General features: G+C 68.7%; 14 protein-coding genes. 4 read left to right on the plus strand and 10 right to left on the minus strand.

Annotated elements, in window-relative coordinates:
• Nucleotides 1-180: 180 nt before the first annotated feature.
• Nucleotides 181-2,835: a beta strand repeat-containing protein gene (locus tag AB8P05_RS17150; RefSeq protein ID WP_472759487.1), complete on the minus strand. Its 2,655-nt coding sequence runs from the start codon at nucleotides 2,833-2,835 to the stop codon at nucleotides 181-183.
• 8 nt (nucleotides 2,836-2,843) lie between these two features.
• A complete protein-coding gene (locus AB8P05_RS17155) occupies nucleotides 2,844-6,125 on the minus strand; it encodes a hypothetical protein (protein ID WP_472759488.1) in 3,282 nt (1,093 codons plus the stop codon).
• 67 nt (nucleotides 6,126-6,192) lie between these two features.
• Between AB8P05_RS17155 and gph the strand changes: the two genes are divergently transcribed.
• On the plus strand, nucleotides 6,193-7,071 hold the full coding sequence (gph, locus tag AB8P05_RS17160; RefSeq protein ID WP_472759489.1) for a phosphoglycolate phosphatase: 879 nt from the start codon (nucleotides 6,193-6,195) through the stop codon (nucleotides 7,069-7,071).
• A gap of 6 nt (nucleotides 7,072-7,077) precedes the next feature.
• Here gph and AB8P05_RS17165 read toward each other — a convergent pair whose 3' ends face one another.
• Nucleotides 7,078-8,484, minus strand: coding sequence for an L-serine ammonia-lyase (locus tag AB8P05_RS17165; RefSeq protein ID WP_472759490.1), 1,407 nt, complete (start codon nucleotides 8,482-8,484; stop codon nucleotides 7,078-7,080).
• Between the two features lie 100 nt (nucleotides 8,485-8,584).
• On the minus strand, nucleotides 8,585-9,859 hold the full coding sequence (locus AB8P05_RS17170; RefSeq protein WP_472759491.1) for a serine/threonine transporter: 1,275 nt from the start codon (nucleotides 9,857-9,859) through the stop codon (nucleotides 8,585-8,587).
• Between the two features lie 484 nt (nucleotides 9,860-10,343).
• Between AB8P05_RS17170 and AB8P05_RS17175 the strand changes: the two genes are divergently transcribed.
• Nucleotides 10,344-12,038, plus strand: coding sequence for a LytS/YhcK type 5TM receptor domain-containing protein (locus tag AB8P05_RS17175; RefSeq protein ID WP_472759492.1), 1,695 nt, complete (start codon nucleotides 10,344-10,346; stop codon nucleotides 12,036-12,038).
• A complete protein-coding gene (gene btsR / locus AB8P05_RS17180) occupies nucleotides 12,035-12,754 on the plus strand; it encodes a two-component system response regulator BtsR (protein WP_472759493.1) in 720 nt (239 codons plus the stop codon). The genes AB8P05_RS17175 and btsR overlap by 4 nt, the downstream gene beginning before the upstream one ends.
• 62 nt (nucleotides 12,755-12,816) lie before the next feature.
• On the opposite strand, the gene AB8P05_RS17185 is transcribed toward btsR, so the two are convergent.
• The 4 genes from AB8P05_RS17185 to AB8P05_RS17200 all read right to left on the minus strand — a co-directional run bounded on the left by AB8P05_RS17185 (nucleotide 12,817) and on the right by AB8P05_RS17200 (nucleotide 16,805).
• Nucleotides 12,817-14,019 (minus strand): ABC transporter substrate-binding protein, encoded by a 1,203-nt coding sequence (locus AB8P05_RS17185; protein ID WP_472759494.1) that lies wholly within the window; start codon nucleotides 14,017-14,019, stop codon nucleotides 12,817-12,819.
• 61 nt (nucleotides 14,020-14,080) lie between these two features.
• Nucleotides 14,081-14,860, minus strand: coding sequence for a 3-hydroxybutyrate dehydrogenase (locus AB8P05_RS17190; RefSeq protein ID WP_472759495.1), 780 nt, complete (start codon nucleotides 14,858-14,860; stop codon nucleotides 14,081-14,083).
• A gap of 47 nt (nucleotides 14,861-14,907) precedes the next feature.
• Complete coding sequence (gene kce / locus AB8P05_RS17195; protein WP_472759496.1) at nucleotides 14,908-15,846, minus strand: 3,5-dioxohexanoate:acetyl-CoA acetone transferase; 939 nt, start codon at nucleotides 15,844-15,846, stop codon at nucleotides 14,908-14,910.
• A gap of 50 nt (nucleotides 15,847-15,896) precedes the next feature.
• Nucleotides 15,897-16,805 (minus strand): 3-hydroxyacyl-CoA dehydrogenase family protein, encoded by a 909-nt coding sequence (locus AB8P05_RS17200; protein ID WP_472759497.1) that lies wholly within the window; start codon nucleotides 16,803-16,805, stop codon nucleotides 15,897-15,899.
• A 311-nt stretch (nucleotides 16,806-17,116) separates the two neighbouring features.
• Here AB8P05_RS17200 and AB8P05_RS17205 point away from each other — a divergent pair, with 311 nt between their 5' ends.
• Entirely contained in the window at nucleotides 17,117-18,544 is a 1,428-nt protein-coding gene (locus AB8P05_RS17205; protein WP_472759498.1) for a sigma-54 interaction domain-containing protein, read from the plus strand.
• 21 nt (nucleotides 18,545-18,565) lie between these two features.
• Here AB8P05_RS17205 and AB8P05_RS17210 read toward each other — a convergent pair whose 3' ends face one another.
• Both AB8P05_RS17210 and AB8P05_RS17215 read right to left on the minus strand, forming a co-directional pair.
• Nucleotides 18,566-21,139, minus strand: a complete 2,574-nt coding sequence (locus tag AB8P05_RS17210) for an extracellular solute-binding protein (RefSeq protein WP_472759499.1) — start codon at nucleotides 21,137-21,139, stop codon at nucleotides 18,566-18,568.
• Entirely contained in the window at nucleotides 21,111-21,785 is a 675-nt protein-coding gene (locus tag AB8P05_RS17215) for a response regulator transcription factor (protein ID WP_455173645.1), read from the minus strand. The genes AB8P05_RS17210 and AB8P05_RS17215 overlap by 29 nt, the downstream gene beginning before the upstream one ends.
• Nucleotides 21,786-21,820: the final 35 nt, after the last annotated feature.

Genomic DNA, 21,820 nt, shown 5'->3' on the forward strand with positions numbered 1-21,820 from the left:
CAGAAGCGGAAGCAGGGCCGCAGCAAAAAGGAAGCATTTGTGCATGGGGGTCCTGAAGATCGCCGTCTGCGGAAGCGTAGTGGCTTGCGACGATGGCGAACATAGCCGACAACCCTTATCGGGATTTAAGACAAAACAGTGTTCAAATTCCTAATAAATCCTCTAAATCTGTCAGTCTTATTAGGGGGTTATGATGTGATGCTCGTTCGGCGTATCATTATTCTGTGGATGGTGCTGATCGGCGACGTGCGCCTCCGGACTCCAGTTCAGCAATGAAGAGAAAGCAGGCTGCGGCACAACTTCGCCTGTGGCGGGTAGGCCCAGGCCGGATGCCAGGAGTGCGGTGAAGCTCGTCCCTCCCGAGGCGTCCGGTGCTGCATGCGGCAGGCTATGGACCTGTGCGGCGGAGGCGGCCTTCACGTCGAAGGCGACGCCGGCCACCATGTGGGTGCTGCCGTCGGCCATCGTCATGCTGGTGGTGCCCAGGATCCGGTTTCCGGCCAGCAGGGAGTCGCTTGGGGTCGAGCCGGTGGCGATGGACAGGATGCCCGCGTCGGAAAGCCCCCGCAATTCGTCGGTCTGGCTGATCCCGTCACCGTTGGCGTCCTGCCAGACCTTTAGCGTGGCGAAGGTCTCGTCCGTCGCGTCCAGCCGTCCGTCATGATTGCGGTCGAGGGAGGCCAGCGCTTCCAGGCTGCTGTTGAATCCGCCGCCGAACTGTTCCGACACCAGTTCCCGCGCGTCATCAATCCGCCCGTTGCCGTTGGCGTCCTGCACCAGCAGCGCGTTCCCGGCGCCGATCCAGCCGGTCCGGTCGGCCACCCCGTCGCCGGTCACGTCAAACTGCACCCCGTCGGACAGGGCGCGCAGGGCCAGTCCATGGCCGGTCATGTCCAGCACGATGGGGTCACTGGCGACGGTGGTCAGCCTGATGTTGTCGACGCGCAGGATCGGGTTGACGCTGTTGTCGCCGGTGTCGGAGGTGCCGAAGCCGAGCGACAGGGTGCTGTTGGCCGAAACCACCACGCTGAAGCTGCCGCTGGCGCTGTTGTCCTTGGCCAGCAGCGTCACCACGCCGTTGACGCTGACGAAGGCGAAGTCGTGATAGGACGCATTGTCGGTGAAGATGAAGGACCAGTCGAAGGTCAGCGTCGTGTCCTGCGTCACCGTCACGGTCGTGCCGAGCTTCATCGCATGGCCGGCGGACGGAACCGTGCCGGTGGCTGCGGCGATCGAACCGTGGCTCAGGCCGAGGAAGTCCTCAAGCTGGGTCGGCGTTTGGCCAGCCGCCGAGGTGAGGGTCGCCTCCCGGCCGTCGCCGGTCGTGCCGACCGTGGCACCGCCGGTGTAGGTCCAGCCGGTCAGGCCGTTGTCGAAGGAACCGTTCGGGATCAGCACGCCCGGATGGAGCGTCACGCTGTCGGTGGCGGTGGAGAAGGCGCTGCCCGGCCCGGTGTCCATCGCGACCTTGCTCCCCGCGGTTCCGCTGGTCTGGTCCCAGGCATGGATGGTCAGGGCGCCGTGGACGGTGGCGGGCACCGACGCGTTGGGCTGGAAATACAGCCGGTCGGTGGAGCGCAGCAGAAGGGCGGAATCGTTGTCGTTGACGGTGCCGACCAGGCTCCAGCTCGCGCCGCCGTCGGTCGAGAACCACCAGCGGCCATAGGTCTCGTTGGTGCCGACCAGGGCGATACCGGTCAGGGCGCCGGCATCGCCGTCGGTGACATTAGCGGGGCCGGCGCCGTTCAGCCCGACCAGTTTCGACACGGCAATGCCCGCGGTTCCGGCGCCGGGTGCCGCAAGGGCTTCCGTGGCGACGGAGACGGAGAGATTGGTGTCGGCCAGCACCGGGGAGGCGTTGGGCGGCGCCACGGTGACGGCGACGGACGTGGCGGCAGTCAGCGGCCCGCCGGCCCCGCCGCCACCCTGGTCGTCCACCAGGACATGGATGGTGTCGGCACCGGTGTAGGAGGCCGCGGTGTAGAGAAGCCCGTTGGTCGCGCCGAGCAGGCTGTTGATGGTGGCGAGGGTCGCGCGGATGGTGACGGTGTCGGTCCCGTTGCCGGTGATGACGGCGTCCGTGCCGCCATCCGCCAGGGTCAGCGTCCCGTGCCCCGCGGTCAGCGTGACGAGCATGGGCGTGGAGCCGGCGTCGATGTCCGACACCGACAGCCCCGTGACCGCAACGGCAACACCCTTCACCGTCGACAGCGATGCAGTGCCGGCGGTGACCTGCGGGGCGTCGTTGACCGGCGTGACGGTTCCGGTCAGCGCAATGGTTTCGGCGCTGTAGACGCTGCTGCCGCCGACGCCCGCCGTCAGGTCGATCCTGCCGCCGGTGACGACCGGGGCGCCGCCCTCCTCGACCAGCCGTACGGTCAGCGCCGGAGTGGCGCCGTTCCAGTCGGCCGCCGGCACGAAGCGCAGCTTGGCGGCTGCGGACAGCAGCAGGGCCGAGCCGTCCGACACGGCTCCCACGGCCACCCAGGCGGTGCCGGTCCAATATTGCCAGACGCCCTGCGCGGCGGTCGCCGCATTGCCGACGATGGCGATGCCGGCGAAGCCGTTGGCCGCCGATCCTCCGGCCACGGCGTCGGCCGCATCGGAGAAGAGATGGCCGAACAGGCTGGTGACGGTGGCGCCTGCCGGATCGGCGGTGTCCTCCGCGATGGCCGGCAGGGTGGCGGTCGTGCCCGTCGCCACCGGCGCGTCGTTGACGGCGTCGACCATGCCGGTCAGCGTGACGGTGCCGGCGCTGTATCGGCCGGTGCCGCCGCCCGCCGTCGCGCCGACCCGCTCACCGCTGGCGATGGCTCCCTGCGAGCCGTCCGCCAACCTGACCGTCAGGGCCGGGGTGGTGCCGTTCCAGTCGGCGGCGGGCAGGAAGCGCAGCTTGGCGGCGGCGGACAGCAGCAGGCCGTTGCCCTCGCCGACCGAGCCGACGTCGGCCCATGCGGTGCCGGTCCAATATTGCCAAGCCCCTGGGCGGCGGTGGCGGCATTGCCGACCACCAGCACCCCGGCGAACAGGTCCGCCGCCGATCCGCCGCTGACCGCGTCGATGGCGTCGGAGAACAGCCCGCCGAACAGGGCGGAGACGGTGGCGCCGGCCGGATCGGCGACGTCTTCCGCGACGGCCGGCAGCGCCGCCGCCGTTCCGGTGGCGACCGGCGCATCGTTGACGGCGGTGACGCGGCTGTCGAGCACGACGGCGGAGACGCTGTAGGGCGTCGTTCCGCCGACGCCGGTGCTCTTGAGGTCGATGCGGCCGCCGGTGGTCAGCGGTCCCTGGGAATCGTCGACCAGCCGCACCATCAGGCCGGGCGTCCGCCCGTTCCAGTCGGCCGCGGGCAGGAACCGCAGCAGCGTGTCGGCGGCGAGCAGCAGCGCATTGCCGTCCGACGCCGCGCCGACCGCGACCCAGGCGGAACCGCTCCAGTATTGCCATTCCCCTTGCGCGGCGTTGCCGGGATTGGCGACCACCGCCACGCCGGCGAAGCCGTCGCCCGTCGCGCCGTACACCGCGTCGGTCGGGTCGGAGAACAGCCCGCCGAACAGCGATGCGACGCTGGCGCCGGCCGGGTTGGCGCTGTCCTCCGCAACGGAAGCCAGGGTGGCTTGCACGGCGGTCGCCACCGGGGCGCCGTTGACCGGCGTGATCTCCAGCGACAGGCGGCCGACATCCGCCGACAGCGGCGTGGTGCCGCCCGTGCCGGGCAGGGCGAACAGCTGGCGCCCGGCATCGCTGAAGCCGCCGGTCCACTCATCGCTCACCGCCCGCAGTTCCAGGGCCGGAGCCTGCCCGAAGGCGCCGGTCGCGGGCAGGAAGCGCAGAAGGGCGTTGCCGGGCAGAACCAGCGCCGCCGCCGCGCCGACCGCCCCGACCTCCAGCCAGCTTGCGCCGTCCATGCTGTACTGCCAGACGCCGAGCGCGGAGCCCTGGTTCGCCACCACGGCCACGCCGACCACGCTGCCGCCGGCCTCGCCGGGGCGGAACATGGCCTCGATCAGGTGGAAGACGGTGAAGCCGGCCGGCGCCGCCGTGCCCTCGGCCACCGCCAACGCCTTGGCGAAGGCCGCCGCGTCGAAGGCTGCCGAAAGGGTCGGTGCCGCCGCATGTTGCACGGCCGGCACGGACGGGAGGGCCGGCGTTTCGCCGGGCGAGACGGGGCGTCCGGTGTCGGAGGCTGCGTTCTCCAGGGCGCGGACCGTCGCCTGCACCGCCCGCTGCTGGCTTTGCGCGGCGACGGCGAACGCGTCGGCCGTCAGCGTCTTGGTCACGGAGGGGGTGGAGGACGCGGCCGGCCGGGCATCCGTCGATGCGGTGCCTTGGGCGGAGATGTCGCTGCCGGTGCCCTTGGCCTCCGCGCCGGCCGGATCGAAGCTGACCGTCTTCAGCGCGGCCCCGGTCATGGCGGTGTTCGCGGCCGGCTGCGGTGCCGCCGCCGGGGGAGGGGAGCCATCGGCGGTGCTCGGCGCTGCGTCGGCCGGGGTGTCGGCGGCGGGCTTGTCGCCGGCCTCTTCCTTGCCGTCCTTCTCCTTGTCGCCCTCTTCCTTGGCGTCCTTCGCCGCCTCGGCGTCCGCCACCTGTTCGGCTGCGGCGGGGGCCTCCTTGCCGTCCTGGCTCTCGCTGCTCTGTGCCGGGTCCTGTGCGGACTTGTCGCCGTCCGCCGCCTGGTCGGCCTCTTCGGCGGCAGCTGCCTTGTCCGGATTGGCGAGATCGGCCAGGGCCTTATCCTGTGGGGAAACCGGGACTTCGCTGGCCTGGGCGTTCTGCTGGACGGTGTCGGCGGCCTGACGGGCGGCGGCCAGCGCCTGCCCGGCGGAGCGACCCTCCGCCAATGCCTGACCCAGCGCCGCACCGAATGCGGCACCGGCACCGCCGAGGGACTGCACGACCTGCTCGACATTCTGCCCGCTGGCGAGCGCCGCGACCAGCGGATCGCCCTTCACCCCCTTCGCCGTCTCCGCCGCCAGGGTCGATGCGGCGGTGACGTCCTGCCGTGCCGCGTCCAGTGCCCCCGACGCCTCGCGGCCGGCCGACAGGGCGCTTCCCAAAGCCTGCCCGAACCCGCCGGACGCCGCGGCGTCGATGCCGGCGCCCGCGGCAAAGGACTTGACGGTTTCCGCGACGTTGCGGCCGGAGGCCAGGGAGGCCACAAGCGCATCCGTCGGCTTCGGCGGCACGGCGGCGGCGCTCTGGCTTGCGGTCATGTCCGACTGCGCCCGCGACGATGCGCCGAGCGCCGCGTCGGGCGACGCGCCCCTGGACAGCGCGTCGTTCAGGACGCTGGCGAAGGCGGGATTGCCCACGGCGTTGCCTGCCGCCTCCGCTCCGCCCGACGCCAGGGTGCCGAGCATGCGCTCGCCGGCCGATTGCTCCACCGCGACCGTCTGCGAAAGGGCGTCGCTCTTGGCGTTCGACGCCGTCGCCGCGGCGACGGCTTCGGCGGACTCGACACCACCGGACAAGGCCCGTTCCAGCGAAGCGGCGAAATGGCCGCCCGCGTCCGAACCCAGCGCCCTGACGGCGTCCTGCACCCCTGCACCGGAGGCGAGGGCGGCCGTCAGCTGGTCGGCCGGCGAAAGCGGAACCGGGGCCGGGGCGGTGGGGGACGCTTGCGCGGTCAGGGCCTGCGACAGCGCCGCGATGGGGTCCGGCGCCCCGGCCGGCCGGGCGAGCGGGTCCATCACCCCGTTGAACAGGGCGGCGGACAGGTCGGACGCCGCGCTACTGCCGGCCTGGGCCGGCATCTCCACGCCCTGTCCCTGTGCCAGCGCGCTCGCCATGCGCTGCTCGCCGGTGAGGGAGGCCGCCTCCTGCGTCGCCTGCGCCATGCGCGCGGCGGCACCGGCGGCGATGCGGTTCGCCTGGAGGATCGCGGCATCCGTGGACGCCTGCGTTCCCAACCCATCGGTGAAATCGCGCATCCAGCCGTCGGCGAGCGCCCCGGCGGCATCGCCCGGCAGGCCCTGGCCGCTCAACGCCGCCGCCATCTTCTCCTGAACCGCCCGAAGCGCTCCCGCATCGCCGCTCAGCAGGGTGGCCGCCGCCTCCGCTGCCAGCGCGTCGGGAATGGCCAGCAGCGGGGCCGCCTGGGCGTCGGCGTTCAGGGTGTCGGGCATCACGGGCCTTTCGCCGGCGCGTCAGTTGCTTGTAGCAAGCTGAATATCACAGCAATTTGCTAAAGAAATGCTGAACGCGCCCCCGGGGGCCGTCATCCGGGTCATCCTCCGCCGCATGGCCGATGCCGGCGGGCAACTCGTACAGGTGGACGCGCCGCATCGGGTGGGCGATGCTCTGTCGCGGGATGCTTCGACCATTCCCGACCCTGCGGCCGACAAGGCCAGCTTTCCCAACAAAAAAGGTGCCGTCACCGTGACCAACCCCGCCGACAGCCTCGACCGCCGCCCGATCCGCGCCGTTGCCTTCGACCTCGATGGCACCCTGGTGGACAGCGTCGCCGACCTGATGCATGCATCCAACGCCCTGCTTGCGGAGTTGGGGCGTCCGGCGGTCGATCTGGCAGCGGTGCGGTCCTTCGTCGGCGACGGGGCGCCCAAGCTGGTGGAGCGCGTGCTGACCGCCACCGGCGGTGCTCCCGCCCCGGACGAGACCGCCCGCTGTGTCAAACGGTTCCTGGAGATCTACGAGGCCGACCCCAGCGCCCACAGTGCGCTCTATCCCGGCGTCGCCGAAACGCTGGAGGCGCTGGCGGGGGCCGGCCTGCGTCTCGGCGTCTGCACCAACAAGCCGATGGCGGCGACCCTGCGGCTGCTCGGCGACCTGGGCATCGCCGGCCGTTTCGCCGCCGTGGTCGGCGGCGACAGCTACCCGACCCGCAAGCCTTCGCCGGAACCGCTGCTGGGCCTGCTGGAGCGGCTGGAGGTCCGGCCGGAGGAGGCGGTCTTCGTCGGCGACAACGAGCATGACGTGGCCGCCGGCCGCGCGGCGGGCGTCGCGCGGGTGCTGGTGGTGCCCTACGGCTACGCCCGCGTGCCGCTCGCCAGCCTGCCGCAGGACGGCATCCTCGACGGCTTCGCCGACCTGGCGAAGCGGCTGTCCCGCTGAGCGGCGTCAGGCCGCCCAGTTGACGTCGTCGGCGTCCTGCGTCTGCGGCGGGATTTGCGCGACCACCTTGACCGCCAGACCGCCGCAGGAGGTCTCGCGGTATTTCGGGTCCATGTCCTTGCCGGTCTCGAACATCGTCTCGATGACCTTGTCGAGCGAGACGAGCGGCTCGCTGGTGCGGTGCAGGGCCATGCGGGTGGCGTTGATCGCCTTCATGGCGCCCATGGCGTTGCGTTCGATGCAGGGGATCTGCACCTGCCCGCCGACCGGATCGCAGGTCAGGCCGAGATTGTGCTCCATCGCGATCTCGGCGGCGATGCAGACCTGCTCCGGGCTGCCGCCCATCAGGTCGGCAAGGCCGCCGGCGGCCATGGAGCAGGCGACGCCGACCTCGCCCTGGCAGCCGACCTCGGCGCCGGAGATGGAGGCGTTCCGCTTGTAAAGCGCGCCGATGGCGGCCGACGCCAGGAAGAAGCGGACGCAGGCGTCCTCGTCCAGCGGCTTGATGAAGTTGTGGTAGTAGGCGAGCACCGCCGGGACGATGCCGCAGGCGCCGTTGGTCGGCGCGGTGACGACGCGGCCGCCCGCCGCATTTTCCTCGTTCACCGCGAAGGCGAACATGTTGACCCAGTCGACCACGTTCATCGGGTCGCGCGACAGCGCTTCCGACGAGGCCAGCTGGCGGCGCAGGATGGCGGCCCGGCGGGGAACCCGCATCGGACCGGGCAGCACGCCCTCGGTCGTCATGCCGCGGTCCATGCAGGCGCGCATCGTCTGCCAGATGTTGGCGAAATAGTCGCGGATCTCCTGGTGGCTGTGCAGGCGCAGCTCGTTCTGCAGGATCAGGCCGGAGAAGGACAGGCCGGTCTTCCGGCAATGGGCCAGCAGGTCTGCGGCGGAGGCGTAGGGATAAGGAAGCTCCACCTCCTCGCCGCTCTGCTTGCCGAAATTCTCGTCCTCGACGACGAAGCCGCCGCCGATGGAATAGTAGGTCTTGCCCAGCAGCAGCCGGTCGCCGTCGAAGGCCTGGATCGTCATCCCGTTCTCATGCCGGGGCAGGTTGGACCGGTGGAAGGTGATGGCGGTCGGCGGGAAGTCGATCGGCTTGCCCTCCTGGCCCAGCGGCAGGCTGTGCGAATTGCGCACCTGCTGCAGGAAGGCGGGGATGGTGTCGATGGCCACCGTATCCGGCAGGTTGCCGGCAAGGCCGAGCATGAGGGCGACGTCGGTGTGGTGGCCCTTGCCGGTCAGCGCCAGCGACCCGTAGACGTCGACCGCGACGCGGGTGGCGGACTCGAATCCGCCGCAGGAGCGCAGGGCGTCCACGAACTGCTTGGCTGCCCTCATCGGTCCCACCGTGTGCGAACTGGAGGGGCCGATACCGACCTTGTAGAGGTCGAACATGCTGATCATGGCGTGCTTCCTTCCTGTGCCGGTTCTTGTCTTCGCCACTTCGGGCGGCGGCCCGTCGCCTTTGGACGGGGCGCCACCCGGAGGGGAAGCGGTGTGTGCGTCAGAGGCTGAGCAGGGAGTAGAGGATGGCGGACATCGCGACGCTGCCGATGAACAGGACCACCACGTTGCCCGGCTGGCCGGCGTACTTGCGCATGGCCGGCACCTTGCGGATCGCGTACATCGGCATGATGAAGAGCAGGGCGGCGATGATGGGACCGCAGAGGGATTCGATCATACCGAGGATGCTGGGGTTCAGGGTGGCGGCGATCCAGACGGCGGCGACCATGAACAGGGCGCTGAAGCGGTTGATCGCCTTTTCGTCGACCGGCTTGCCCTGGCTGCGCAGCTGCTGGGCAATCAGACCGTTCAGACCTTCGCGGGCGCCGAGATAGTGGCCGAAGAAGGACTTGGTGATCGCCACGAACGCCACGGCCGGGGTCAGGAAGGCCATCAGCGGGTTGTCGAACTTGTTGCCGAGATAGGACAGGATCGAGATGTTCTGGGCCTTCGCGTCGGCCAGTTCCTGCGGGTTCAGGCTGAAGACGCAGCTGAAGACGAAGAACATGACGACCAGGACCATCATGACGACCGCATACTTCTCGATGCGGGTGGTCTGGGCTTCGGCTTCCTCGCCATAGCGGTTCTGCTGGGCGACGACGAAGCGGGAGATGGCCGGGGAGTGGTTGAAGGAGAACACCAGCGCCGGGATGCTGAGCCACAGGGTCAGACTGAACTGGCCGGCGGTCGGGACCTGATCGAGGATGGCGCCGTTCCAGTCGGGGGCGAGATACAGGCCGATGCCCATCAGGACCACAACGAAGGGATAGACGAGCCAGCCCATGACCCGCACGACCATCTGCTCACCCAGCTTGATGACGCCCATCAGGCCGAGGATCAGGCCCAGCGACAGCAGGATGCGCGGCGGCGGCACCATGCCCAGCTGATGCACCATGAAGCTCTGGACCGTGTTGGTCAGGCCGACGCCGTAGATCAGCAGGATCGGCAGGATGGTGAAGAAGTAGAGCAGGGTGATGAGCTTGCCCGCGGTGGCGCCGAAATGCTCGGCCACCACCTCGGTGATGTCGCTGCCCGGTTTGGATGAGGACAGGATGAAGCGGCACAGGCCGCGATGGGCCAGATAGGTCATCGGGAAGGCGATGACCGCCATCACCGCCAGCGGCCAGAAACCGCCGAGCCCGGCGTTGATGGGAAGAAAAAGCGTGCCTGCGCCAATAGCCGTTCCGAACAGCCCAAGCATCCACATTGTGTCATGCCTGGTCCACGGCAGTGGAGGATTGCCAAGCCTCGTGGATTCCGTTGAGATGCTGACCATTTTTATGCCTCCAGCATGCCTTTGTTCGTGGATGTTCAGGCCATCACGGAAAGGCTGCGCTCTGTTGACCTGGAGGAAGCCTAGCAACACCCCGCCGGCAATTCCCGGCCGAACTCCGGAGCGGTGGAATAGCGAAATGAGCGGCGGAATGGAAAAATGAGCGGAGGCGGGCGGGGGGCAAATGCTCCCTCTCCCGCCCCGGGAGAGGGAAGGGGCCCATGCGGAGCATGGGAAGGGTGAGGGGTGGCGCAAGGAAACATGCGGTTCGGGATGCTTGAAATCCCCTCACCCTCCCGCCTTCGGCGGGTCCCTCCCTCTCCCGGGGCGGGAGAGGGCGAGTTTCACCGGTTGTGAGACACACGCCCCTTCCCCCTGGCCTTTCGGCCGGGGATGGTTCACACCTTGCGCCTCAACCCAGCACATGCAGTCGCTCACCTGCCCGGACGGGACGGCCCGGACGCGCGGGTGCAGGGAGCCTTGACCGATGCAAATTGATCCCGTGGGCCTCTCGCTGGTCCTTCTCCAGCAGATGTGCGTCTATCTGGTGGTGGCCTATCTCCTCAGCCGGACGAAGATCTTCATCCCGCTGACCCATGCGACGATCCGGCCGCCGCACAAGTTCGCCTGCTACGTCATCTTCTCGCTGTTCTGCATCATGGGGACCGTGCTCGGCATGCCGGTGGTCCATGCCATCGCCAACACGCCGGCGATCGGCGCGGTGCTGGGCGGGCTGCTCGGCGGTCCGGTGGTAGGGCTCGCGGTCGGCATCACCGGCGGGCTGCACCGCTATTCGCTGGGCGGCGCCTTCGCGCTCGCCGCCGCCATCGACATCGTCGTGCAGGGTATGCTGGGCGGTCTGATGCACCGATACCTGATCCGCCGGGGCAGGATCCGCACCCTGTTCGACCCGGTCAAGGCCGGCGCGCTCACCTTCGTCGGGGTGGTGCTGGAGTTGCTGATCGATCTTGCGGTGGCGAAGCCGTTCGACCAGACGCTGGAGATCGTCAAGCTGATCGCAGTGCCGGAGCTGATCGCCAATTCGCTGGGTGCGGCGATGTTCATGGGCATCCTGCTCGACCGCCGGGCGCTGATAGAACGGCAGTCCAGCCTGTTCTCCGCCAAGGCGCTGGCGATTGCCGCGCGGGCCGACGGTGTGCTGCGCCGGGGCTTCAACCAGGAAAACAGCATGACCGTCGCCCGGATCATCTATGAGGAGACCGGGGTGGGTGCCGTCGCCATCACCGACCGCGAGAAGATCCTCGCCTTCATCGGCATCGGCGACGACCACCATCTTCCCGGCACGCCGATCTCCTCGGCCAGCACGCTGCACGCCATCGCCGACAACGAGGTCATCTATGCCGACGGCAACGAGGTGGCCTATCAATGCTCGATCAGCCCGACCTGTCCGCTGGGGGCGTCGCTGGTCATCCCGCTGGTCGGCGAAGACAGCCACGTCATCGGCACGATCAAGCTGTACGAGCCCAAGACCAAGCTGTTCTCCACCATCAACCGCACGCTGGGCGAAGGCATCGCCAAGCTGCTGTCGAGCCAGATCCTCGCCGGCCGCTACGAACAGCAGAAGGCGCTGCTGGCGCAGGCGGAGATCAAGCTTCTGCACGCCCAGGTGAACCCGCATTTCCTGTTCAACGCGCTGAACACCATCGCCGCCGTCACCTGCGACGAGCCGGAGAAGGCCCGCGACCTGATCGGCGACCTGTCCACCTTCTTCCGCATGAATCTCAAACGGCCGAGCGAGATCGCCCCGCTGGCCGAGGAGATCGAGCATGTGAACGCCTATCTGCAGATAGAACTCGCCCGCTTCTCCGACAGCCTGTCGGTGGACGTCGACATCCCCGACGGCCTCGGCCGGGTGCGGCTGCCGGCCTTTACGCTCCAGCCGGTGGTGGAGAACGCGATCAAGCACGGCACGTCGCAGTTGCTCCGCCCCGGCCATGTCTCGATAAGCGCCCGCGAGGACGGCGACGGTCTCGTCATCGACGTGGAGGACAATGCCGGGCTTTACGAGCCGAAGCCGGGCGGGCAGGGGCTGGGCATGAGTCTGGTCGACCGCCGCATCAAGAACTGTTTCGGCCCGTCCTACGGTGTTACCGTCGCGTCCCGGCGGGACGTCTTCACCCGCATCACGATCCGGGTTCCTCTGGAGGCCGCTTCCAAATGATCAACGCCCTCATCGTCGACGACGAACCGCTGGCCCGCAAGGAGCTTCGCCGCGTTCTCTCGAAGGCCGACGACATCAACGTCGTCGCGGAATGCAGCAACGCCATCGACGCCATCGGCGTGATCAACCGGGAAAAGCCGGACGTCGTGTTCTTGGACATCCAGATGCCGCGGGTGAGCGGTATCGAGATGCTGAGCATGCTCGACCATGAGAAGATGCCGCACATCGTCTTCCTGACGGCGTACGACGAGTATGCAGTGCAGGCGTTCGAACAGCACGCCTTCGATTACCTGCTGAAGCCGGTCAACCAGGCCCGGCTCGACAAGACGCTGCAGCGGCTTCGCCGCGACCGCGAGCCGCAGAAGATCGACCAGCTTCCGGGCGCCAACCAGCTCCGCCAGATCCCCTGTTTCGGGCAGCACCATGTGCAGCTCGTGCGGATGGAGGATGTCGAGCATGTGGCGTCGGGCATCAGCGGCGTCTATGTGGTGTCCACCGACGGCACCGAACGGCCGACGGAGCTTCCCCTCCACATCCTTCAGGACCGGACGCCGCTGCTGCGCTGCCACCGGCAATATCTGGTCAACACCGACTGCATCGAGAAGATCAATTTCCTGGAGAACGGGCTCGCGGAGATCAGCACCAAGCGCGATCACGTCATCCCGGTGAGCCGGCGCTTCTTCCCGCAGATCAAGGAGCGGCTCGGGATCCTGTGACCGCGGCGCGTCGGGCGGAGTCCCCCGATCCGCCCGACGCCGCCCCGCCCCCGCCCCGGCAATCACTTGACGAGGGGGCAGCCGCTGTCCTTCGGCGCGATGTAGGCCTGTTCCCCCGGAATGGCCTTGAGAATCTTGAAGTAGTCCCAGGGAGCCTTCGAATCCGCCGCCGTCTTCACCTGCGCCAGATACATGTCGCCGAAGACGCGGCCGTTCTCCGCGATCTTCGCGTTCTTCATCATCATGTCGGTGACCGGGGCGGCGCGCATCTTCGCGGCCACCGTGTCGGAATCGTCGGTCCCGGCCTCCTGCACGGCCTTCAGATAGTGCCGGACCGCCGAATAGACGCCGGCCTGGTTCATCGACGGCTTGCGGCCGGTCCGTTGCTCGAACGTCTTCGACCAGGCGCGGGTTTCTTCGGTCATGTCCCAATAGAAGGAGTTCGCCAGCATCAGCCCCTGCGAGACGTCGAGACCCAGCGCATGGACATCGTTGATGTTCAGCAGAAGCCCGGCCATGGTCTGCCCGCCCTGGGGCAGCCCGAACTCCGCCGCCTGCTTGACCGCGTTGATGGTGTCGCCGCCCGCGTTGGCGAAGGCGACAACGTCCGCGCCGGACGCCTGCGCCTGCAGCAGGAAGGACGAGAAGTCGGAAGCCCCCAGCGGGTGGCGGACGCTGCCCTTGATGGTGCCGCCCAGCTGCTTCACCGTGCTGGCGGCCTCGGCCTCCAGCGAATGGCCGAAGGCGTAGTCGGCGGTGACGAAGAACCAGCTCTTCCGGCCCTGCTCGACCAGCGCGCGGGCGGTGGCGGAGGCCACGGCGTGGTTGTCCCAGGTCCAGTGGAAGCCGTAGGGGCTGCATTCCTTGCCGGTCAGGTCGGTGGACCCCGGGCCGGACATCAGGAAGATGCGCTTCTTGTCCCGCGTGATGACCTGGACGGCGAGCGCCGCGGCGGAGTTCGGCACGTCGGCGACGACATCGACCTTCTCGGTGTCGATCCACTGGCGCGCCAGATTGGCGGCGACGTCTGCCTTGTTCTGGTGGTCGCCGACGATGATCTCGATCCGCGTGCCGTTGATCGCGTTGCCGAACTCCTCCGCGGCGATCCGCGCCGCCACCGCCGAGCCCTCGCCGTTGATGTCGGCATAGATGCCGGAGCGGTCGGAGAGCATGCCGATCTTGATGACACCGTCGGACATCTGGGCCTGGGCCGTCCCGGTCGACAGGGCGGCGATGGCGGCGCCGGCGAACAGAAGGTTGCGCATGGTTCACTCCCTGGATTTTGCGTTCTTGGTGGTTGAAAGGATTGCGCGGCTTTCCGGCAGGTCAGTGGGTGGTGTAGCCGCCATCCACCGGGATCGCGGCGCCGGTGATCGAGGCGGCCGCGTCGGAGCACAGGAAGGCGATGGCGGCCGCGACCTCGGCGGGCGGGATCAGCCGGCCGGTCGGCATCTTGCCGAGGAACACCGCCTTCAGCACCTGATCCTCCGGCAGGCCGGTGACCTGCGCCTGCTGGGCGATCTGCTTCTCGATGATCGGGGTCAGCACCGTGCCCGGACACACCGCGTTGCAGGTGATGCCATGTTCCGCCACCTCGATCGCCACCGATTTTGTCAGGCCGATCAACCCGTGCTTGGCCGCGACATAGGCGGGCTTGTGCGGAGCCCCCACCATGCCGAGGACCGAGGCCGTGTTGACGATCCGCCCCCAGCGCCGCTCCCGCATGGCCGGCAATGCGGCCTTGATGGCGTGGAAGGCCGCGCTGAGGTTGACCGCCAGCAGCAGGTCCCACTTGTCCTCGGGGAATTCATGCATCGCCGCCACATGCTGCACGCCGGCATTGTTCACCAGGATATCGACCGGCCCCAGTGCCTCGGCCGCCTCGGCCATCATCGCCCGCACCGCCTCTGGGCGGCTGAGGTCGGCGTCCGAATAGACGACCGTCCTGCCGCTCTGCGCCGCGATCTCCGCGCACAGCGCGTCGATCTCCCGGCGGTCGCCGAAGCCGTTGAGCATGACGTTGCAGCCGCTGCCGGCCAGTTCGCGGGCGGTCGCCAGACCGATGCCGCTGGTCGAGCCGGTGACGACGGCGTTCCTGTTCCGCATCTCTCTTTCCCCCAAATTTTCTTGAATCCCGGTGCCCGCCGCCGGGCTCAGAACGCCACCTGATCGGCACCCTTGAGCGCGAGCATGGCGCGCGCTTCAGCGGGGGTGGCGATCTCCAGCGACAGTTCCTCCAGGATGCGGCGGATCTTCGCCACCTGCTCGGCGCTGTTGCGGGCGAGCCGGCCCTTGCTGAGATACAGGCTGTCCTCCAGCCCGACCCGGACATTGCCGCCCATCACCGCGGCCATGGTGGTGAAGGGGATTTGGTGCCGGCCGGCCGCCAGCACCGACCAGGCATAATCGCTGCCGAACAGCCGGTCGGCGGTCTCGCGCATGAAGGCGAGGTTGCGCTCCTCCGCGCCGATGCCGCCGAGGATGCCGAAGATGGTCTGGACGAACAGCGGTGGCTTCACCAGACCGCGGTCGAGGAAATGGGCGAGGTTGTAGAGATGCCCGACGTCGTAGCATTCGAACTCGAACCGGGTGCCGCAGCCCTCGCCCAGATGCTGGAGGATGTAGGCGATGTCCCGGAAGGTGTTGCGGAAGATGAAGTCGTCGGTGCTGCGCAGATAGGGCTCCTCCCAGTCGTGCTTCCAGTCCTTGTAGCGGTCGGCCAGCGGGAAGATGCCGAAATTCATCGACCCCATGTTGAGGGAGCACATCTCCGGCTTTGCCTGCAGCGGGGCGGCGAGCCGCTCCTGCACCGTCATGGCGAGCGAGCCGCCGGTGGTGATGTTGAGCACCGCGTCGGTGGACTGCTTCAGGCGCGGCAGGAACTGCATGAAGACCGCCGGGTCGGGCGTCGGCTGCCCGGTGGCGGGATCGCGGGCGTGCAGGTGGAGGATCGCGGCGCCGGCCTCTGCGGCGCCGACCCCCTGCTCGACGATCTCGTCCGGCGTCACCGGCAGGGCATCCGACATGGTCGGGGTGTGGATCGAACCGGTCAGCGCGCAGCTGATGATGACTTTTCTCGGTGATGCGGCCATGCGGCCCCTCCTGTGTGTCCGGCCCCTGGGGGCCTTGGGAATTTGGGGGATCAGCGCCCGGGGGTGTCCAGCCGCCGGAGATGGGCGGCAAGGCGGGAATGGACCTCCGCCCGCTCCGCCTCGGTCCAGCTTCGGAAGCCGGCGCCCGTCTTCATGCCGAGCCGCCCGGACGCGACCAGTTCGCGGAGCAGGGCCGAGGGGCCGGGATTGCGGTCGAGATCGGGCAGGACATGCTCATGCACCGCCAGCGTCAGGTCGGTGCCGACGAGATCGGCGTTTTCCAGCGGGCCGAGCACGGCGAGACGCCGGCCGAAGCTCGCCTTGACCACGGTATCGACCGTCCGCGCATCGCACACGCCGTTCTCCACGAGCGCGATGGCCTCGCGCCACAGCGCATGCTGAAGGCGATTGCCGATGAAGCCGGGGACGTCCTTGCGGACATGCACCGGCATTTTGCCGATGGAGGCGAGCAGCTCCATCATCGCGGAAATCGCCGCGTCTGCGGTGTCGGGCGTCTGGATGACCTCGACCAGCGGGATCAGATAGGGCGGGTTCCACCAATGCGCACCCATGGCGCGGGTCCTGTCCTGGACCGCTTCCATGACCCGGCCGATCGGGATCACCGAGGTATTGCTCGCCAGCAGCGCATGGGACGGCGCCGCAGCCTCCACCGCCGCGAAGATCCGCTGCTTCAGCGCCAGATCCTCCGGCACCGCTTCGATGACCACATCCGCTTGGCCGACGGTATCCTCCAGCGTCGCCTGCGGGCGGATGCGGTCGGCGGCGCCGGCATCCTGCCCAAGCTCCCCCAGGTTGCGGCGGATCCGGTCGAGGATCCCCGCCCGGCGGCCGGGGTCGGGTTCCTGGATGTCGACGGGATGACCCGCGGCGGCGAATGCCTGCGCGATCCCGTGCCCCATCAGCCCGGCACCGATGATGCCGATGCGCTGTCGTGTCATGCCCCTTGCTTTCCTCCGTTACCGGGACGGACGCCGCACCAATCTCCGCATGGCCGACTGTTCGCCTCGCAATCGTTCTGCCTTCCCAACTAGCAAGGGCCGCGCCACTTTGGGGATTAGCGTGTTTTCAATGGGTTGGTCGTAAAGCCGCTTGGGCGGCGGCTGGCGATCCGTCCCGCTTCCGGACATCCTCCGCCGCCTTTCACCACGCCGGCCTTGAGAAACAAGGCGCAAATCAGGGCTGGCGCCCTGTTCCGGAATTTGACAGGGTGTGTTCAGAAAATTGACAAACGGGACGACGGGAGGCGGCCATGCCCATGGGTCTGGACGAACAGTTCGCTGCCGCGCGCGCCATGATGGTGATGATAGATGAAATGATCGACGGCGCCATCCTGGTAGACAAGGATTCTCGCATCGTCTGGTCCAACGACAAGCATGTCTGGTTCGACAGCCGGCAGATGGCGTCCCTGGGGCTGCGGTCGGTGGCGGATATGGTGGGACAGCCGGTGGAACGGGTCATCCCGCACAGCCGGATGCGCGAGGTGGTGGAGACCGGCCGCTCCCTTCCGCTCGACATCATGCGCTATGGGGAGCACACGCTCCTGGTCAGCCGTTTGCCGCTGCGCAACGAACGCGGGGAGGTGATCGGCGCCATCGCCTTCGCGCTGAAGAACAGCCTGACCTATCTGCGGCCGATCGCGGAGCGCTTCAACAAGCTGCAGTCGCGTCTGGCCCGGGTGGAGCAGGAACTGGCCGCCAGCCGGGCGGCGAAATACACCGTCGAGAATCTGGTCGGCTTCAGCCCGGCGATGCTGCAGGTGAAGCGGCTGGTGCGCCGGGCGGGGCAGATCAGTTCGACGGTGCTGCTGCTGGGCGAGACGGGAACCGGCAAGGAGCTGGTGGCCCACGCGATCCATGCGGCCTCGGACCGGGTCGATCGCCCCTTCGTCAGCCTCAACGTCGCCGCCATTCCCGAAAATCTGCTGGAAGCCGAGTTCTTCGGCGTCGCCCCCGGCGCCTACACCGGCGCCGGCCGCCAGCCGCGCCCGGGAAAGTTCGAGCTGGCCGACGGCGGCACGCTGTTCCTCGACGAGATCGGCGACATGCCGCTGGCGCTGCAGGCCAAGCTCCTGCGCGCCCTGCAGGAGCGGGAGGTCGAACCGCTGGGATCCAACCGAGTGGTCAAGGTCGATGTCCGCATCATCGCCGCAACCAGCCGCCCGCTTCCGGAGATGGTCCGGAGCGGGGCCTTCCGCCCCGACCTCTATTACCGCCTGAACGTCTTTCCCATCCAGCTGCCCGCACTTCGGGACCGCAAGGAGGATCTGGAGATCCTCGCCTCGCTCTTCTCGGAAAGAACGGCGGTCAGCCTCGACCAGCCGATGCGCGATCTCACCCCAGCGGCGCTGGACATGCTGCGCGCCTATGACTGGCCCGGCAACATCCGGGAACTCGCCAACATCCTCGAACAGCTCTATGTGCGCACCGAGGGGGAGCGGATCACCGCCGAGGATCTCGCCGACATCCTGCCGCACGGCGAGGACCGCCTTACCGAGCAGCCCATCCGGAAACGCCGGCTCGCGGAGGCGGTCGACGAATTGGAACGCTCCCTCATCCTCGCCGCGCTCGACGAGGCGAAGAGCAACAAGCTGGAGGCCGCGCGGGCCCTCGGCCTGTCGCGCACCAACCTGTACGCGAAGCTGCGCAAGCACGGTCTCCTCCCGGACCCGGAGGGGTGAGTCGAGGATGGCCCGGACAGGTCAAGGCAGCTGGACGGCGGAGCGCCATTGCCGCAGGAAATGCCCGTGCTTCAGCGGATCGAGGAAGACCAGCAGCGCGGCGCTGAGGGCGATGGGGTGCAGCGGCGCCACGGTGCTGGAGCGCAGGCCGGCGGCCGACGCCTCGCGGGTCACCAAGGAGGAGAGCGCGTAAAGGGCGGAACCGTCGGCGACCACCTCCTGCCCGCGGGTGGACAGCAGGTAATCGATGAACAGGCCCGCCAGACGGGGGCGGGGCGCCGATTTCGGGATCACCGCCACGCGCGAGATGACCAGCGTGTAGTCCTCAGGCATCACGATGCCGATGGAGGCACCCGCCGCCACCCGCGCCCTTGCGTAGGATCCCAGCACATTGTAGGCGATCAGTGCCTCGCCGCGTTCCACCATGTCGAGAAGCTCGGCGCTGCAGCAGGCCGTCCGCACCTGGGCGTTGCCCATGAGCGCCACGAGCTGCCAGTACTGGCTGAACAGCAGCGCGTCGTGCGATGCCAGCAGATAGCCGATGCCGCTGCTGGTGACGTCGTAGGTGGCGACCAGCCGGCCGTAATGGGCACGGTCCTCGTGCAGCAGCCGGATCAGCGCGTCGCGGGTGCGCGGCACCCGGTCTTCGGCCAAGCGGTTGCGGTCGTAGGCGATCACCGCCGGCTCGAAGGTGAAGCCGAAGGCCTCGTTCCGCCAGTTGGCCCAGTCCGGCAGGAACTGGCTCCCGGCCGGGATGTGGGGCTGGGTGTAGCCGTCGTTCACCAGCTTGACCTGAAGGTCGGCGGCGGAGCTGATGAGCAGGTCCGGCCTGTCCGTCTCGGCATCCCTGACCGCGAGGGCGTACAGCTCTGACGTGCCGACGTCGACATACTCCACCGTGATGTCCGGATGCGCGCGCTGGAAGTCGAGGACCAGCGGCTCCATCGCCTGACGGTCGGTCGCCGCATGGATGCGCAGCCGTTCGCGCGGCGTGCCGGGGGCCGGATAGGTGATGGTCTGCGCCGCCGCCTGCGCTGCGGTCTGCTGAGGCGACCAGAGGACCGTCAAAAACGCGAAGGCAAGGGCGAGCAATGCCGTCCGGCTGCCGGATGGGGCGGTTCCGGAGTCCGGCCCGGGTCCGGTGATGAGGCCGGCGGGTCGGCCGGGGAAATCGATCCGCGCCACCAGCCCGCCCCCCGGACGGTCGAGCAGCGACAGGGTGGCGCCATGCGCCTCAGCGACGGAATGGACGATGGCCAGCCCCAGCCCACTGCCGGCGACACCGGCGGCGGAGCTGCCGCGTCCGAAGCGGGTCAGCACCCCGGCCTTCTCCGCGTCCGGAATGCCGGGGCCGCGGTCGGCCACCTCGATGCGCAGGCCGTGGTCGCCCGGCCGGCGGGTCAGGGACACGTCGATGGCGCCGCCAAGCCCTTCGTGCTTCACCGAACCGGCATATTTCACCGCATTGTCGACGAGGTTGGTCAGCGCCTCGCGCAGGCTGATGGCGTCGCCGGGGACCAGGCCCGGTTCGGCCGCGGCGTCGATCTCCAGCCTTATCGGCGTCTCTCCGGCGACGGGCCGCGCCCGCTGGATCACCTGTTCCAACAGGGCGCCGAGATCCACGTCCTCGGGGTTCAGCGCTTCGCTGCGGTGCATCACCATGGCGTGGTTGAGAAGCTGACTGGTAAGCTGGCTGGCCTCCACCGCGTTGCGGTGGACACGCTGGGCAATGCGGCGCAGGGCGGCGGGGTCGTCCTCGTCCGCCGCAAGCTCCGCCTGCAGGCGCAGGCTGGCGAGCGGCGTGCGGATCTGGTGGGCGGCGTCGGCAAGAAAGGTCTGCATGGTGTCCAGATTCGACTTCAGCCGCTCCATCAGCTGGTTGATCGCGTGGACCAGCTGCGACACCTCCTGCGGTGGGGGCATGGCGATGGGGGAGAGATCTCGGGCGTGGCGGTCGCGCAGCACGCGCTCCAGCGAACCGAGCGGGGCCAGCGCCTGCCGGATGCCGAACCACACCAGCCCGGCCACGGCCAGCATGGCGAAGACGATGGGCAGGAAGGCGTTGGCAAGGATGTCGCGCGCCAGCGCCTGCCGTTCCTCCCGCGTCTGGGCGACGGCGATGGTGACCCAGCCGGCAAGGCCGGGCTGCGCCACGAAACGGTCCAGCGTGGCGACGCGCACCCGCGCGTCGCGGTAGGTGGCGTCGGCGAATTGCGGCCGGACGCTGGCGCCGGACTTGGCGGTCACCGGCAGGTCGCCGTATCCCGTGACTGGCGAGCCGTCCGGTGCCACGATGCGGTAGAACAGCCGGTCGCGCCCGCCGCCCTGTTCCCCGCCCTGGGCGAGAATGCTGAGCGACGAATAGGGCAGGTCGACCAGGAAGCGGCCGTCCTGCACCCGCACCGCGTCGGCGATGGACAGGGCGGACGCCGCCAGCAGGCGGTCGAAGGCGGCGTCGGCGGCGCGCCGGGCATAGGCGTCGACGAACAGGAACAGGCCGCCGGTCAGCACCGCCAGCACGCCGAGCAGCCGGATGAACAGGCGCCGCCGCAGCGAATAGGTCCCGTCACCCGCCGTTGCGGATTTCCGCCACATACCCCAGCCCCCGAACCGTACGGATCTCCATGGAAGACCCCTCCATCTTGCGCCGCAGCCGCGAGACGTACAACTCGATGGCGTTCAGCGCGGTGGGCTGGTCCAGGCTGAACAGGCGGTCCATCAAATCCTCCTTCGACATCACCGCGCCGAGGTGGCCGAGGAACAGCTCCAGCAGCCGGAACTCGCGCCCGCCCAGCTCGACCGGCCGGCCGTCCACCTGCACCAGCTTGGCCGCCGCGTCGAACAGGATGTTGCCGAATTCGGTGCGCGACGACGCCATGCCGTGGGACCGGCGCAGCAGCGCCCGGCAACGCGCCTCCAGCTCGCGCAGGTCGAAGGGCTTGACGATGAAGTCGTCGGCGCCGAGGTCGAGCAGGTCGATCTTCACGTCCACCTGCGACCGGGCGGTCATCATCAGCACCGGAGTGGCGTTGCGGCGCCGGCGCAGCTGGCCCAGCAGCGCCTGCCCGTCGAGGCCCGGCAGCATGATGTCGAGAAGAACCAGCTGATAGGGTTCCCGGCGCAGCAGCTCCTCCGCCTCATGGCCGTCGGCAACCCAATCCACCGCATAGCCCAGCTTGCGCAGACGGTGGACGATGGCGTCGGCAAGATCCTCGGTGTCCTCGACGACCAGAATGCGCATGGGATGCCCCCCTCCGTTCAGGACCTGTCCGGCGC

This window comes from Azospirillum sp. VT-I1 (genome assembly GCF_055698305.1).

What these genes read in the sequence shown, in the direction of transcription:
- btsR (WP_472759493.1), top strand. Translation starts at nt 12,035, where the DNA reads ATGATCAACGCCCTCATCGTCGACGACGAACCGCTGGCCCGCAAGGAG.
- AB8P05_RS17175 (WP_472759492.1), top strand. Translation starts at nt 10,344, where the DNA reads ATGCAAATTGATCCCGTGGGCCTCTCGCTGGTCCTTCTCCAGCAGATG.
- gph (WP_472759489.1), top strand. Translation starts at nt 6,193, where the DNA reads ATGCTGAACGCGCCCCCGGGGGCCGTCATCCGGGTCATCCTCCGCCGC.
- AB8P05_RS17215 (WP_455173645.1), bottom strand. Translation starts at nt 21,785, where the DNA reads ATGCGCATTCTGGTCGTCGAGGACACCGAGGATCTTGCCGACGCCATC.
- AB8P05_RS17165 (WP_472759490.1), bottom strand. Translation starts at nt 8,484, where the DNA reads ATGATCAGCATGTTCGACCTCTACAAGGTCGGTATCGGCCCCTCCAGT.
- AB8P05_RS17200 (WP_472759497.1), bottom strand. Translation starts at nt 16,805, where the DNA reads ATGACACGACAGCGCATCGGCATCATCGGTGCCGGGCTGATGGGGCAC.
- kce (WP_472759496.1), bottom strand. Translation starts at nt 15,846, where the DNA reads ATGGCCGCATCACCGAGAAAAGTCATCATCAGCTGCGCGCTGACCGGT.
- AB8P05_RS17170 (WP_472759491.1), bottom strand. Translation starts at nt 9,859, where the DNA reads ATGGTCAGCATCTCAACGGAATCCACGAGGCTTGGCAATCCTCCACTG.
- AB8P05_RS17205 (WP_472759498.1), top strand. Translation starts at nt 17,117, where the DNA reads ATGCCCATGGGTCTGGACGAACAGTTCGCTGCCGCGCGCGCCATGATG.
- AB8P05_RS17210 (WP_472759499.1), bottom strand. Translation starts at nt 21,139, where the DNA reads ATGTGGCGGAAATCCGCAACGGCGGGTGACGGGACCTATTCGCTGCGG.
- AB8P05_RS17190 (WP_472759495.1), bottom strand. Translation starts at nt 14,860, where the DNA reads ATGCGGAACAGGAACGCCGTCGTCACCGGCTCGACCAGCGGCATCGGT.
- AB8P05_RS17185 (WP_472759494.1), bottom strand. Translation starts at nt 14,019, where the DNA reads ATGCGCAACCTTCTGTTCGCCGGCGCCGCCATCGCCGCCCTGTCGACC.
- AB8P05_RS17155 (WP_472759488.1), bottom strand. Translation starts at nt 6,125, where the DNA reads ATGCCCGACACCCTGAACGCCGACGCCCAGGCGGCCCCGCTGCTGGCC.